At 38.7% G+C, this 13,911-nt stretch carries 15 protein-coding genes; 2 read left to right on the top strand and 13 right to left on the bottom strand.

Annotation, left to right across the window (positions count from 1 at the left end):
• Positions 1-16: 16 nt before the first annotated feature.
• Complete coding sequence (locus N7Z68_RS19860; RefSeq protein ID WP_275120213.1) at positions 17-1,516, bottom strand: amidase family protein; 1,500 nt, start codon at positions 1,514-1,516, stop codon at positions 17-19.
• A gap of 230 nt (positions 1,517-1,746) precedes the next feature.
• Positions 1,747-3,294: an FAD-dependent oxidoreductase gene (locus tag N7Z68_RS19855; protein ID WP_275120212.1), complete on the bottom strand. Its 1,548-nt coding sequence runs from the start codon at positions 3,292-3,294 to the stop codon at positions 1,747-1,749.
• A 219-nt stretch (positions 3,295-3,513) separates the two neighbouring features.
• Between N7Z68_RS19855 and N7Z68_RS19850 the strand changes: the two genes are divergently transcribed.
• Positions 3,514-3,873, top strand: coding sequence for a hypothetical protein (locus N7Z68_RS19850; protein WP_275120211.1), 360 nt, complete (start codon positions 3,514-3,516; stop codon positions 3,871-3,873).
• 138 nt (positions 3,874-4,011) lie between these two features.
• Here the strand turns inward: N7Z68_RS19850 and N7Z68_RS19845 are convergent, their stop codons facing one another.
• The 7 genes from N7Z68_RS19845 to N7Z68_RS19815 all read right to left on the bottom strand — a co-directional run bounded on the left by N7Z68_RS19845 (position 4,012) and on the right by N7Z68_RS19815 (position 10,117).
• Complete coding sequence (locus tag N7Z68_RS19845) at positions 4,012-4,518, bottom strand: ferritin (RefSeq protein ID WP_275120210.1); 507 nt, start codon at positions 4,516-4,518, stop codon at positions 4,012-4,014.
• 208 nt (positions 4,519-4,726) lie between these two features.
• Entirely contained in the window at positions 4,727-5,941 is a 1,215-nt protein-coding gene (locus N7Z68_RS19840) for a GAF domain-containing SpoIIE family protein phosphatase (RefSeq protein ID WP_275120209.1), read from the bottom strand.
• 320 nt (positions 5,942-6,261) lie between these two features.
• Positions 6,262-6,411 carry a hypothetical protein gene (locus N7Z68_RS19835; RefSeq protein WP_275120208.1) on the bottom strand — a complete coding sequence of 50 codons (150 nt, stop codon included), beginning with the start codon at positions 6,409-6,411 and terminating at the stop codon, positions 6,262-6,264.
• A 209-nt stretch (positions 6,412-6,620) separates the two neighbouring features.
• Positions 6,621-6,983, bottom strand: coding sequence for a hypothetical protein (locus tag N7Z68_RS19830; protein ID WP_275120207.1), 363 nt, complete (start codon positions 6,981-6,983; stop codon positions 6,621-6,623).
• Between the two features lie 122 nt (positions 6,984-7,105).
• Entirely contained in the window at positions 7,106-8,161 is a 1,056-nt protein-coding gene (locus N7Z68_RS19825; protein ID WP_275120206.1) for a DUF4179 domain-containing protein, read from the bottom strand.
• Entirely contained in the window at positions 8,154-8,681 is a 528-nt protein-coding gene (locus N7Z68_RS19820) for an RNA polymerase sigma factor (RefSeq protein ID WP_275120205.1), read from the bottom strand. The genes N7Z68_RS19825 and N7Z68_RS19820 overlap by 8 nt, the downstream gene beginning before the upstream one ends.
• Before the next feature lie 209 nt (positions 8,682-8,890).
• Complete coding sequence (locus tag N7Z68_RS19815; RefSeq protein WP_275120204.1) at positions 8,891-10,117, bottom strand: MFS transporter; 1,227 nt, start codon at positions 10,115-10,117, stop codon at positions 8,891-8,893.
• Between the two features lie 374 nt (positions 10,118-10,491).
• On the opposite strand from N7Z68_RS19815, the gene N7Z68_RS19810 reads away from it, so the two are divergent.
• Complete coding sequence (locus N7Z68_RS19810) at positions 10,492-11,070, top strand: LysM peptidoglycan-binding domain-containing protein (RefSeq protein ID WP_275120203.1); 579 nt, start codon at positions 10,492-10,494, stop codon at positions 11,068-11,070.
• 214 nt (positions 11,071-11,284) lie between these two features.
• On the opposite strand, the gene N7Z68_RS19805 is transcribed toward N7Z68_RS19810, so the two are convergent.
• From N7Z68_RS19805 to N7Z68_RS19790, 4 genes are all read right to left on the bottom strand, one after another.
• Positions 11,285-11,590, bottom strand: coding sequence for a hypothetical protein (locus N7Z68_RS19805; RefSeq protein WP_275120202.1), 306 nt, complete (start codon positions 11,588-11,590; stop codon positions 11,285-11,287).
• A gap of 15 nt (positions 11,591-11,605) precedes the next feature.
• Positions 11,606-12,217, bottom strand: coding sequence for an alpha/beta hydrolase (locus N7Z68_RS19800; RefSeq protein WP_275120201.1), 612 nt, complete (start codon positions 12,215-12,217; stop codon positions 11,606-11,608).
• Between the two features lie 14 nt (positions 12,218-12,231).
• On the bottom strand, positions 12,232-13,212 hold the full coding sequence (locus N7Z68_RS19795) for a ring-cleaving dioxygenase (RefSeq protein WP_275120200.1): 981 nt from the start codon (positions 13,210-13,212) through the stop codon (positions 12,232-12,234).
• A gap of 86 nt (positions 13,213-13,298) precedes the next feature.
• Positions 13,299-13,904 (bottom strand): pentapeptide repeat-containing protein, encoded by a 606-nt coding sequence (locus N7Z68_RS19790; RefSeq protein WP_275120261.1) that lies wholly within the window; start codon positions 13,902-13,904, stop codon positions 13,299-13,301.
• Positions 13,905-13,911 lie beyond the last annotated feature (7 nt).

Here is a 13,911-nt window from a genome sequence, read left to right as displayed (position 1 = left end):
CGGTCAGTCTGTCCAATTAGCTTTTTTCTTTCATCAACTGTCTTGCATCGATCCATATATCGGTTTGCTCCAATTCTCCTGCTAGTTGATATAGGAGGTCTTCTTTTCCTCTTGCTGCTATAAATTGAACACCACATGGTAACCCGTCCTTCGTCATATGCAATGGTACAGTCATCGCAGGTTGGCCCGTTAAATTGGCAAGTTGAGTAAAAGGCGTTCGCATTAAACTTTGCTCAGCAATCTGATCGACCATGCCTGTCTTCTTAAGCAAACCACCTAAGCCAATTGAACCAATCGCATTAATTAATAACTTTTCCATCGGTTTCGGTTCTAGTTCACCAATTTTTGCAGGAGGAAATGCAGTAGTTGGGGTTATATATAAATCATACGTTTCATGGAACGCTTCCATTGCAAAAGCTGCCTTATCCCATTCTCTTAAGCTTAACACGAACTCTTCTGCAGTCGTTGCTCGACCCAGTAAACCTAATAACCAAGTCTGGGGTTCTACGTCACTACTTTTAGCTTTGCGTCCTAAAACGTCTTCTAATGACGAAAGGGTTGCAGCAACTTCTCCAAAATACATCGTTAAATAACCAGTTGCAATTTTCCTGCCGTCTACTGGCGCACCCTGTTCTTCAACAAAATGCCCCATCTCTTCAAGAAGTTTTACTGCCTTTAAAACAGCCTCTACACACTCTGGGTGAACCTCAGTCCCTAGAGGTGATTCTGTGGTGAACGCAATTTTAAGTTTTTTAGCAACCGGTTGATTGACACAGTCCAGGTAGCTTCCGTCAAAAGGCGGTGCATAAAAGGCAGCTCCTTTTTCCAATCCGTGTACCTCATCTAGCATCGCAGCACTGTCACGGACTGATTTAGTTAATACATGATCAGAAGATGCTCCTTGCCAGTGTCTGCCGAATATCGGCCCAGCCGGTGTACGTCCTCTCGTCGGTTTCAAACCAAAAAGACCACAATAAGCTCCCGGAATGCGAATGGATCCGCCACCATCATTGGCGCCTGCCATAGGGACCATACCTGCAGCAACAGCTGCCCCTGAACCGCCGCTTGAGCCACCTGGAGTATAGTTTAAGTTCCATGGGTTTCTTGTTGGTCCATGATAGGCAGGTTCTGTAATTCCCATTAATGCAAATTCTGGTGTATTTGTTACGCCTAAAAAAACAGCACCTGTATTTCGAACTCTTCTCACAAATTCATTATCTTTTTTCGCACGGTATGAACGAAATGCTTTTGAACCAGAAGTAATCGGTTCCCCTTCAATTTCTTGCGTTATATCTTTTAAAAGCATTGGCACTCCAGCAAATCGACCAGTCCATTCATTATTTTCTATCGCTGCCTCTGCTTGTTCATACATTTTATGGATTACTGCGTTTAATGCAGGGTTTTGCTCTTCGATTACTTGTATCGCTTCTTCTAATAGCTCTTTTGGTTGAACTTGCTTTGTTCTTACTAGCTCAGCCATCCCTAGAGCATCGTTATTTTTATAGATGTCAGACATTCAATCACCCCTGTATATTTGTCATGTTCCATCAGCCTTTACTTTGCCTTGACTCTGTTTATGCCAAAAACGATCCAAAACTACAGTGTATGCGTCTGTATGACTTTTTTACCTTTTTGTTAGATAAGTGATTTCGACGTCTATATCTAAATTCCCTTTTTCACACGCCAAAACAAAAAACACAATCGCTAGACTGTGTTTTTTTGCTTCTTTCGTTATTTACTTTATTCTTATTCATCAACTGCTAGTTTCTTTAATGGTTGATCGGCCGGTCCTTCAATCACATCACCTTCAATAGAAAACCTTGAACCATGACACGGACAATCCCACGTGCGGTCTCCATCATTCCATTCCACTTCACAGCCCATATGCGTACATGTTGTATCGACACAGTGAAGCTTTCCATCTTCATCACGATAAGCACCGGCTTTCTTTCCATCGACCTTCACATGCGTACCTTCTCCCTTTTTTACGTCTTCAGGGAACTTGTCGACACGTTCGAGCTTACCTTTCACTAACTCAACAGCGACATCGGCATTCTTTTTCACGAGTTCCTTAATGCTCGGGTCTGCATTGAAACGTGATGGTGTAAAAATGTCTTCGTACAGATGTCTTCCTTCTAAAATTAAATCTTTTAACATCATGGCTGCAGCTGTACTGTTTGTCATTCCCCATTTACGATACCCTGTTGCGACGAGAATGTTTTCTTTCGTTGATGTAATTGGCCCGACATACGGAACTTTATCCAACGTGTATAAATCTTGAGCAGACCAACGATAACGAATGTCCGTTACCCCTAATACGTCCTTTCCAAACTGTGCAAGTGCTTCATAATGTTTGATCGTATTGACACCTTTACCTGTTTTATGTCCATCTCCACTTAATAGCAGAAGCTCTTCATTACCGATCGGCGTTGAGCGAACAGATCGAGTCGGTGATTCAGAGGTGATGTACATTCCTCCAGGGTACGGCTGTTCCGATTTTACAGCAACGATATATGACCGTTCAGGGTGCATTCTTGCAAAGTAAAAACCCATTCCATCATAAAAAGGAAAATGTGAGCAAGATACAGCATATTTGCATGCAATGTATTGCCCATTTCTTGTAATGATTTTCGGTTGATCTTCCTCCTCAATATTTACAGCAGTTGTATTTTCGTAGATCTGTCCCCCAGCCTTTTGAATTTCTTCAACAAGTGGCAGCAAGTATTTAATCGGATGAAACTGAGCTTGGTTTCTCATCACTAGTGCTTTTTTCATTGGGAGCTGTAAAGGCATCGAATCTAAGAGCGCCCCTGGAATTCCAAGTTGTTCGTAGGCTTTTGCTTCTTTCTCCAGTTTGTTTAATTCTTGCTCGGAATTTGTGTATATGTATGCATCTTGTTCCTTAAAGTCACAATCGATCTTTAAAGAGTCAACCGTATTTTTAATAAATGCAAGGGCTTGCTCATTGGCATGGTAGTATAATTTCGTTTTTTCTTCACCCAAGTTCCCGATGAATTCATCATAAATGACGCCATGTTGTGCTGTAACCTTCGCCGTCGTATGTCCAGTTGTTCCATTAAGTATCACGCCAGCATCAATTAATGCTATTTTTAACCCGGCTTGACTTAATAAATAAGCTAGAGTAATCCCTGTAATTCCAGCTCCTACTATTCCTACGTCTGCAGATATATTTTCTCTTAACGGTGAAAAAGAAGGGAAATTGATTTCGTCACGCCAATACGGTTCTGGAAATCTCGGTAATTGGTGATTGTTATTTTCAAAATTCATTGTCATGTTCTTCCTCCACATTCTGTTTTTTCTAGTTTCCCTCGTTATATGGAAAATATGTGAAGGTTATCTTAGTTACTGTTCAATGCTTACAATATATAAGGAATAGCCTCAATCATTGAGGAAAAAGAAAACACATAAGTTCTTAATGGGGAAATTACCATTCAGATGTATTAATATAAGAACTATAAAATAAAATGAAAGACATCTCGATAGGGGGAAAGGATGAAAGAATTAATTTTTGTTTACCATGCAAAGAGCGGGTTATGGAATGGCGTATTGGACTCGATTCATAAATGGACTTCTCCTGATACTTACCCATGTCACCTATGTGCGATTACGTACGGTACGGTTAGTATGAAGGGAAGGTGGAAAAAGTATATTCAGTCACTTCCATTTCCTGTTATATTTTATCATTTAGATGATCTCCCCAAAGAGTTGCCAACTGTTGAATATCCGTGTGCTTATTTGCGAAATCAGAATGATGCTGAACTTTTCATCCACAAAAGAGAGTTAGTAAGTTGCCAGGATGTTGAAGATTTAATTTCACTGGTTAATAAAAAATTGAAGCATCCAATCGAATAAGGACAAAAAAGCTGCCTTATCGTTATAAACTAGCACCCAATGGCAATGATAACTACTTTAAAAAATAAGTAGGACCACCTTTGTAGTTGGGTTGGGCTAATCACTCATAAGACAGCTTTTTCAAATTATATATGACTCTTAGTTTTCTTCCGGAGTAAACGTTCGTCTCGAAAATTCATCATCTAACATAAATAAGGCATTATTATCATTTTGAATTCGTTTCAATTTTTCAATAATGTTATCAAACATCGCTTCTTCTTCTACTTGCTCATCTAAGAAGAATTTTAAAAATTGTATCGTTGCATGCTCACGCTCGTCCATTGCAATATCTGAAAGTTTATAAATGTTTTTTGTCACTAATTGTTCATGAGCATAGCCTGCTTGATACACATCTAATATGGTATCAAAATCATTTTTCGGTGTCTCATATCCAGTAATAATTGCACGTTTTCCGCGATCGTTAATGTAGTTGTAAAATTTCATTGCGTGAAAACGTTCTTCTTCTGCTTGAACTAGAAAGAAATTCGCAAAGCCATCTAAGCTTTGTGCTGAACACCAAGCTGCCATTGCCATATATGTATGTGCTGATTCAAACTCAAAATTCATTTGTTCATTTAATGCATTTAACAGTTTATCACTTAACATCCCATCGCCTCCTATATATACCAATGTTACATGATGTTTCTAGTGTTTACAAGAAATCAACAAAATCTAAAAAATCAGATGGAAAATGATATTCTCCATCTGATTTTTATGACGTTTTTTGATTAGGTACATATAGCTTATGATCCGTCAGCATGCGGATACTTTGACTCAATCACACAGCGTGAAGATATTAAAATGTGAACAGCAGTTATATTCTGGCACCGACCTCTTGTTTCGGTGAAATCATAACCACACAAATATCGTCACTATACTCTTCTTCACCAGAAATAAATTGACGCATTAGCTGTAGAAACGACTCGTTATTTTCTTTTGAGCGAGTGTAGTAATTCATAATCGTGTCGATTCCTTTTTCTCCATCCACACGAAATTCGTCAGTCAAACCATCTGTATATAAAAGTAAATCCCAACTTCCACGCAGTTCAATTACCCCACAATGATTAGGAAGATCTTTAAAGATCCCAAGTGGCATCGAGCCCCGATCTAATGCTTGAATTCCATTTCGATCAACTAAAAGACCTGGCGGGTGACCGGCATTCATATATTCAATTCGTTGCTTATTCGTATCAATCAATGTGTAGATACCGGTAACAAAGGTGAACAATTCCTCATCACCATCAAATAGGTCAATTAACATTCGATTGAGTTCGCTTAGTACTTGATAGGGCTTCACCTGATCCATCATAATTTTCTTGAGTGTTGGTATGATCCCCATTCCAATTAAAGCGGAAGATACCCCGTGACCCATCACATCTAATACGATAGAACCATACACCCCATCTTCAATCTCATACCACGCACAAAGGTCTCCAGATAGATAATGAGACGGTACATAAATGCTGTCAATCGAGAGCTTCTCGTCCTCTAAACGTTTCATTAACGTAGAACTCTGGATCTTTCTTGAAAGTTGAAGTTCTCTTTTCGTTTGTATTTCATATTTTTTTAATTGTTGGAAGTATTCTTCAAGTTGCAACGTACTTGCTATTAAACTAGCAAATGTCTCGAGTTTCGAAATATGGCTCTCATTTAAGACATTGGGTTCGGGGTCCATCGCGCACAAAGTTCCAAACGTTTCCCCGTTCTCGAGAATGATAGGTACTCCTAAATAAGAACCAATCGTAAATAAGGATGTAACTGGCATATGTTTTACTAGTTCTGATTGAGAGCTATCCTCAATTAAAAGCGGTTTATGATGAGTAACGACCATATTACAATAAGACTCATTTAATGGTGCATTGAAGGTAGACGGTACCGTACAGCCGCCTTCTTTATTAAACACTTTTAATATAATAAACCGTTCATTTTTTGTACTTGCTATAAAAAATGTTTTTGCTGGAATAGTTTCACTCATTAGTTGAAAGACATTTTGTCCTGTTTTTTCAAAGTTTGCTAATTCCGACGCCATGAACTCCTCCATATATTATCTTGAATTTGTATATTAACTATAGTATAAATTGTAGAATTTTTATAGGCGTTTCGGTGTTTTTTTATTGGTAAGGAACTTTTTTACTTATTTACTAGATAAAAATTCCGTAAATTTCATTGAGAAAAGTAGAGAAACGATGACTAGAATAAATAAAATAAATAAAGATAACAGATTGGCAAGACCATCAATTGGGACATACGCATTGGAAATGGAACGATATAACTGAAAGGAAAAAAAGCATGTCACTAAAAAAACCAAGTAAAAAATAATTGAACTCTTTCTCACAAGTACACCTTCCTTTAAAAAATATAGACGATAAGGAGTATTACCCCTGCCGTCAATGCAGGAGGAATACATCCACATCCAGTGCAACCAAACGAGCCAATGTTCATTGCTTTCATCTTTTCTTCTTTTGTAAACGTCACATGTTCCTGTTTCTCTTTTGCCATCGTAATCACTGCCTGGTTATATTTGTTTGAATATTATAAAAATACCCATTAAAATTATATTACTACAAATGGAAAATTATTTGTATTTTATTTATGTAAACTTTAGATTAACGTTTGATAGAGGTGATGGTACCTGGCACCGATTAAAGGTGCCAGGTACCTGTAGTGCTTTAAAGTACCATGGAATTGTCCGTTGCAAAACGGGACGCTTATTTCGCTGCTACATTTGACATTTTGTTCGATAAAGGCCAGGGGATCTTGTCATCATTTTTCACGGTTATGCCACACGATTGATAGGCATCTATGTACTTCCTAAACTTTCGGATATCAATCGGGTCAGGTGAGAGTACACCACACTTGTTCACCTCTCGCATTATTCGAAACTCTGCACTTTTTCTCTCATAATCTTCTAAACTAGCGGTTCGCAGTAACAACATCTGACCATCCTCGAGCGTTACCTTATACTTCTTATCTTGGGAAAAACCCTTTGTAATTTCCTCAATTCTAACCATGTCTTTAAGTGAAATTACAGCACTTCTAAGAGAATTGATTTCTTCTACCATCTGTTCCACCAACCTCCTCATAAAAAGGGTAATTCATCATACCATTTAATGTAAACTAGTACTTGATATGAAGCTGCATAAAAAATGCACGGGGCTCCATCCGTGCATTTTTAAAAATAATTTCTAAACTTTTATTCATCATCCAATTCTATAATTACATCTAAAACAGCTTCTTCATTTAACTTCTGAATTTGCACAGTATCTACATCGTTTTCATTCGCAATTAAAAATTTATTATATTGCAAGCGAATTCCTTTATCTTGCCCGTTTGTTAAGACTCTATACAACCTGTTCTGGTCAATATCACCGATGTAAATCCCCTCATAAGGCTCCCCTTCTAAATCTCGTACCGTCATTTCATAGTAGTCGTGTGTTTCTTTTGTTGAAGAGTTCAATGCATAGTCAAAAGAATAATACACTTCAATAGTAACAGGGGTTTGGATCACTTTTTCGATATAAAATTCATACTGTTCGTCAACTAGATACATTTCGTCCACACTAAACGAGCTTACTCCTTCTATCACCGGTATTTCATCTATTAAAAATTCCCATTCTCCTGCGTATTCCCCCCCTCGATAAACCGTAATATTTATATTCTCCAGCTGATTGACATCACCCACAAATGAAGAGCCAAACACCCCTGCAACCTTCGTTTCGGAAAGCTGCCTCGTCGGCTTTCCACCAAGCATATGATAATAGTCGCCACGGTCACCTACAAAAAAACGGGACTCTTTAAACGCTAGATCTTCTTCAGAAACAGCAACAAGATCAATAGGCTCAGAGTGTGTCTCAATAAAGCCGAAATATAGCCTCGTACCGTCGAACATTGCTTCTGTAATTTCTATCGTGATGTCGTTACTCGTTGCTGATAAATTCATAGGAAACGTTAATCCTTCTTTACTCAGCTGCTCTAGCCCGGCCTCGCCTACTAACTGAAAAATACGTTCCTGCAGCGAATCTTCTTGAACTCCTTGTGGAACAACAGACTGGAACATCGGCATTGAAATAATCACCATTAAAAAGAAAGCAGCAACGACACCGAACATTACCTTGTAATTCTTTGGCGCTCTTTCTTTCCGTTCTGGCAGTGAATTAAGGGTTTTATTCATACGCTCAACGACTGAAGCCGGTGGCTCTTTCACGTTTTGTCGTAACCGTTCTGACAGTTGTTTATCCAAATCATTCATTTGTCGAACACCTCTTTTCGTTAGTTTCTAGTAAAGGCAGTAATTTCTTTCTTGCCCGATGTAACCTGCTTTTCACTGTTCCTTCAGCTATATTTAATACCTCACTTATCTCGTTAATCGTACATTGTTCGATATAAAAAAGAACGATGACTACTCGTAAATCTTCCGGAAGTTGTTGAATGACTTCTTCTAATTCAAAATCAGTAGTCATCGTTTCAGTAACCGCTTCTCGGTTCCACTCCGTTAACTCGACGACACGTTTTCGCTCACGAACAATAGAATAACTTTCATTCATAACAATTCTCATCAACCATGTTTTAAAATATTTCGGTTCTCTTAACGTTGTTATTTTTTCGTACGCTTTCGTGATGGCTTCTGATAGGGCGTCCTCGCAAGCCTCTTTTGAATGGACAATCGTTAATGCCATACGATACATGCTGTTACGATGTTGTTCAATTAATTGTACGAATGCTTCTTTATCTCCTTGTTGAGCTCTTTTGACGACTTTTATCTCATTCATTGTGTCCCTCCTTTCTTTCTATACGTTAGATGAGAAACCCCACTATCTGGTTCACAAAAAAAATTTAAATTAATAAAAAAAGAGCCGCCCCAAACAAAAATGCATTCTACTCATCCCAGTAACAACATCAATTGCTCATGTTACCTAAGATGATAGGACATTTTTATGAGACAGCCCACAACTTTTATTTATAAAACAAATGTACTTTATTAAGATGCTTTTTTCGTCTCTAGAACCTTCTTTCCTCGTATAACAAAACTAATAGCAAATGCCATGACCACTAAAGTAACAGTTATTAAGGAGCCGTGCATGAGCCATACCATTTGTGGCATTGTCATGTTGGAAAGGATAAATGGTGCAATAAGGAAACCACCTGCAAAACCGAGTGATTTTAACAACATTCCAACTCCAAAGATCCGCCCTCGTATATGATTTTCAGTTCGTTGTAAAATCGTTGCATGCAATGTATTAAATGAAGCATCAAAAATCCCAGTGAAAAAGGCAAAGATCATGATCACCCATAGATTTAAACCTGATAAAAAGATAATAAATCCCGTAGACATCAAAATAGCTGATATAAAGCATGTAAAATAGATTTTTTGGTCTTTGATCCACGGCAATTTAGGAAGTGTAAACGTAGCTAAAATAGAACCTAACCCCCATACCGCCCAAATCATACCGTAATAAAAACTTTGCCTCAATGGGTCTAGTGTTTCAGCTAACAATGGAATCCCCATATTATGAGAACTCCCTGCAAAGGCACTAACAAGAAACACAATATTAACAAACATTAACATCGGTGCGACTAATAGATAAGAATACACTTCTTTAAGATCGACCCAAACCGATTTTAATTTTTCTTTAACTCCGCTGGCCACCTCTAACGTTCGAGTCGATGGGGACTCCCATTTAATTCGTAAAAGAACCAGTCCCGCAATTAAGTATAAGGATGCGTCAATAAATAACGTTAATTTATAACCAAGAAAATCTGTAATGAGTGCGGCAGCTAAGAAACCTGCGACTAGAGCAAATGACGTTAACCTTGCAACTAACGCATTGGTTGGAAGGGTGTTCTTTTCACCAAAAATCTGCGGTATCTCCGCACTAAAACTAACCATATAACTACTATTCACAAACCCTATTAAAAACGATGCAATAATGATCATCGTAGGATCAGGAAAAGGAATGAGCGCAAATATAATACCTGCTCGTAAAAAGTTACTAATGATCATAATCTTTCTACGGTTAAAACGATCCGCTAAAATACCTGAAAAAAGACTCGACAACACTCCGCCAATCGTCCGAGCGGCCATCGTTGCTGCGAGCCAAGCCGTACTTCCAGTTGCTGTATAAATAATAACGTTTAACACGATTAAATCCATAAACATACCAAAATCCGATAAAGCTTTCGTATATAAGATCATTTTTCGATTCATGTTGTTTCCTCTTATTTTTTTTTCTTTTTTATCACATTTATTTATTTTAATCTCAAGGCTGATATTTCGCAATGCGAAATTTTTGTGTTTTTATTACTGACCTTCTATCGTTCCCTCTCTCCCTATATTTCTACCAAATCGTGGCACGAAGCAACCTGTCCTGTTTCTCATATCCCCTAGTTTCTTCTAGATTATGGCACATAGCACTCTCACCAACTCATCGAAACCTACTCTCCTCCATAAAATAATACGACTCTCCATACAAGATCATGAGACTATCTTTCTACAAATTTCTTCTTTTTTTGATAAATTCCATGTTTAAAAGTCGGAAATACAAGGTACATAGTAACTAAGTCACTTATAAGGAGGAGATAATGATGAAAAAGAAAACAACAATGGTGCTAGCACCAGTTCTAGCAGTAGGTGTAGCCTTTGGAGTCAATGATCTATCACCTAAAGCGGCAACTGTAACTGAAATTGAAAGAGGCGATTCGTTATGGGGTGTTTCGCAGGAATATGGGGTAACAGTGGATCATTTACTAGAAGTAAACCCGAATGTCGATCCATATGCATTACCTATTGGATCTGAAATTTACGTAGAGCGCTCTAGTGAGGAATCAAGTGAAGGAAACGGTGAAGCTACGACCTATACGATTCAACCTGGTGACACTTTATGGAATATTGCCCAACAGTATGGTGTAACTGTCGATCAAATTATTGATCTAAATGAAGGATTAAACGTTAGAAGTCTGCAAATCGGGTCAGATATTTCTTTAGCAACTGAAGACAATGAAGCCAACCATGTTTATCATACGATCCAGCCAGGAAATACGTTGAGTGAGATTGCTAGTGTTTATGACGGTGTAACTGTCCGAGACATTATTGTAGCCAACCCAGATGTCGAACCGTATGCACTACAAATAGGTTCCCAACTACTCATACCTGTCCAGTAATCAGAAAAGCGAGAGCGTCCGGTCAGCAACGTACGTCCAGGCCTCGACCGGCAGGAGATAAAAAACACGAAGGTGGCAGGGACATAATTAGCCAAAGCAAATGGAAAAAGGTTCCCGAACATCAGAAATAAGGTGTTCGGAACCTTTTTGTTTAATTTTTCTATTAGTGCATTCTCTCTTTGATTTACTGGGTTTTGTCCCAGGCTCTTTATCATTAATCAAATCGTGAAGTCTTATAGCCGTCGATGATCCGCTCAAGTTCGATTGTAAAATTTAACTGAAGTGGACCTGGCAAGTGCTGTTCAAGTTCCATCACTTCTGGCAGTGCTTCCGCTTCTTCTAATTCTGTTGGTTCAGGATCTAATGTCCGGAACCATGTTTCAAATTCATCGATAAAATCGTAAAAGTGACGTTCAAAGCGCTCAGCGTGCTCAGCACCTTCATCCCCAGATGTTTTTTGCATCAAACTCCAGTCATAGAGAGCCGTATCTAAAGCTTCTTTTACCTTTTGGAACTTCATAAAGACGACCACCCTTTAGCTAGAAAATTGCTCTTTATACCAAGCACTCGCAGCATCAACCTCTGCTCTTGAAAGCTCATGACCACCTTCAGTCCAATACTCCTCGACAGTAGCATTCACCTTCTTTAATTCCACAATCAGTTCCTTCGTCTCATCGGCTGGGATTAATGGATCCCGTTTACCTGCTCCAATAAATACCTTGGTCTCACTTAAATTAGGTAGCTCAATTCCTCTTAGCGGAACCATCGCATGAAATAAAATTGCCCCTTCAAATGCATCAGCATAATGATACATTAAGCTTGCCGCAATATTGGCCCCATTTGAGTAACCAATCGCAATTACTCGCTTGCGATCAAACTTGTATTGAGCAGCCATGTCATCGATAAACTGATAAAGCTCTTTTGTACGAAAAATCAAATCTTCTTCATCGAAAACACCTTCTCGTAAACGTTTAAAAAAGCGCGGCATTCCGTTTTCTAACACGTTCCCCCGCACGCCTAGCACCGAACATTGTGGCGCAATCATTTGTGCTAGGGGTAGTAAATCACGTTCATTTCCTCCAGTTCCATGAAGAAGCAATAATGTCGGAGCTTGTTTGTCTGTTCCTTCTATAAAAATATGTTCCATATAAAACCCTCCTCTTATTCTTTCGTATCTAAAGGCTTTAATTTAGCCTCAATCTCTTCACGTTTCTCTTCAAAATAAGGTGGTAAAGCTAGTCTTTCACCTAACGTTTCAAACGGTTCATCTTCTTCGAAACCAGGACCATCTGTAGCCAGTTCATATAAAATCCCATTCGCTTCACGGAAATACAGTGACTTGAAATAATATCTTTCTACGAAGCCAGAACTAGGAATTCGCAATTGTTTTAAGTGACTAACCCAACCTCTTAATTCCTCTTCATTTTCAACACGAAAAGCGACATGATGAACACTACCTCTTCCTGGTCTTTCCACAGGTAAGTCGGACCGCTCTTCTAGGTGAACCTCTGCCCCCGTTCCACCTTCTCCTGTTTCAAATACTCTTACATCTGGTTGTCCTTCTACGAGCGAACGATAAGATCTTACTTCTCGATATCCTAATAACTGTGTTAATACTTGTGCTGATGTCTCGGCCTTTGCGACGGTTAACATGACTGGTCCTAATCCGTAAACCGCATGCTCAGTTGGAACTGTACTTTTTTCCCACGGTACACCCCCAGAAACACCCTCATTATTCTCATCAGATACAAGCATCAACCTTTGTCCCTCAAAATCTCGGAAAGCTAATGTTTTTCTTCCTGTATGTCCTGAGATTGCATCATGATCGACTTGATATTCCTCAAAACGCTTCGTCCAATAATCTAAGGAATCATCTGTTGGCACCCGGAGTGACGTTGTACTAATACTATTCGTTCCTGGATAAGTGTTGCCTGCATAGGGTAGTTCAAAAAAAGTAAGGTCGGTTCCTGGGTTTCCTCGTTCATCTGCATAAAACAAATGATAAACCGATGTATCATCTTGGTTAATCGACTTTTTAACGAGGCGCATTCCTAAAGTTTTCGTATAAAACTCATAGTTTCTTTTCGCATCGGCTGTAATGGCTGAAACGTGATGTTGCCCTTTTAACGGTTTTAATTGCATCGCATGTCACGCCTTTCCTTGATTTACCTTATATTTAGTTTAGTACTTCACATTTTAACTGTAAAGAATACTGCCTTTGACCTTTATTACTCGACTTTTGCGCCGTAAGATCTCAAAAAGGAAACCGCTTGACTCATATCCATTCGAGCTCCTTTTACAACCATGGATTTAAAATCAACACCCTCTAAATTGGCTCCACGCAAATCAGCTCCATTTAACTTAGCTTTACTTAATCTGCATCTCGTTAAATCGGCATTTCTTAAGTCAGTTTTTTCTAAATTCGCTTCTGTCAGGTCAGCTTCAGCTAACTTTATTCCTTGTAACTTCTGCTTCGCTAAATTGGCATAGCGTAAATTTGTATATGACCAATCCCCGCCATCGATCGTCACGCCGTCTAAGCTAGCTTCTGCAAAATCAGTTCCTGTCATTTTACATTCCCTAAAAACAGCTACGAATAAATTCGCGGCACTAAATAAACAATTCGTAAAAGACGAACCATTATGAGAAGATGCATTTAAGTGTGCCCCTGTAAAATCACAGTCTATAAATTGGCAGCGAACGGTAGATATCTCTTCTAAGTGACAGCCTCGAAATCGACACCTGAAAAAAACACAATTTGTAAATTCAGCTTCACGAAATTCTACCGTTGTAAAATCCTTCTCAACAAATTCTTCCTCGATAAATGTATCTATCATTCAA

The sequence above is a fragment of the Alkalihalobacterium chitinilyticum genome, assembly GCF_029028005.1.
Classification (GTDB): domain Bacteria; phylum Bacillota; class Bacilli; order Bacillales; family Bacillaceae_F; genus Alkalihalobacterium; species Alkalihalobacterium chitinilyticum.
Note: the sequence above shows the minus strand (reverse complement) of the source record. Positions and strands in the feature narration are given on the sequence as shown.

What these genes read in the sequence shown, in the direction of transcription:
- N7Z68_RS19850 (WP_275120211.1), top strand. Translation starts at nt 3,514, where the DNA reads ATGAAAGAATTAATTTTTGTTTACCATGCAAAGAGCGGGTTATGGAAT.
- N7Z68_RS19825 (WP_275120206.1), bottom strand. Translation starts at nt 8,161, where the DNA reads ATGAATGATTTGGATAAACAACTGTCAGAACGGTTACGACAAAACGTG.
- N7Z68_RS19835 (WP_275120208.1), bottom strand. Translation starts at nt 6,411, where the DNA reads ATGGCAAAAGAGAAACAGGAACATGTGACGTTTACAAAAGAAGAAAAG.
- N7Z68_RS19855 (WP_275120212.1), bottom strand. Translation starts at nt 3,294, where the DNA reads ATGACAATGAATTTTGAAAATAACAATCACCAATTACCGAGATTTCCA.
- N7Z68_RS19810 (WP_275120203.1), top strand. Translation starts at nt 10,492, where the DNA reads ATGATGAAAAAGAAAACAACAATGGTGCTAGCACCAGTTCTAGCAGTA.
- N7Z68_RS19795 (WP_275120200.1), bottom strand. Translation starts at nt 13,212, where the DNA reads ATGCAATTAAAACCGTTAAAAGGGCAACATCACGTTTCAGCCATTACA.
- N7Z68_RS19840 (WP_275120209.1), bottom strand. Translation starts at nt 5,941, where the DNA reads ATGGCGTCGGAATTAGCAAACTTTGAAAAAACAGGACAAAATGTCTTT.
- N7Z68_RS19815 (WP_275120204.1), bottom strand. Translation starts at nt 10,117, where the DNA reads ATGAATCGAAAAATGATCTTATATACGAAAGCTTTATCGGATTTTGGT.
- N7Z68_RS19860 (WP_275120213.1), bottom strand. Translation starts at nt 1,516, where the DNA reads ATGTCTGACATCTATAAAAATAACGATGCTCTAGGGATGGCTGAGCTA.
- N7Z68_RS19805 (WP_275120202.1), bottom strand. Translation starts at nt 11,590, where the DNA reads ATGAAGTTCCAAAAGGTAAAAGAAGCTTTAGATACGGCTCTCTATGAC.
- N7Z68_RS19820 (WP_275120205.1), bottom strand. Translation starts at nt 8,681, where the DNA reads ATGAATGAGATAAAAGTCGTCAAAAGAGCTCAACAAGGAGATAAAGAA.
- N7Z68_RS19800 (WP_275120201.1), bottom strand. Translation starts at nt 12,217, where the DNA reads ATGGAACATATTTTTATAGAAGGAACAGACAAACAAGCTCCGACATTA.
- N7Z68_RS19845 (WP_275120210.1), bottom strand. Translation starts at nt 4,518, where the DNA reads ATGTTAAGTGATAAACTGTTAAATGCATTAAATGAACAAATGAATTTT.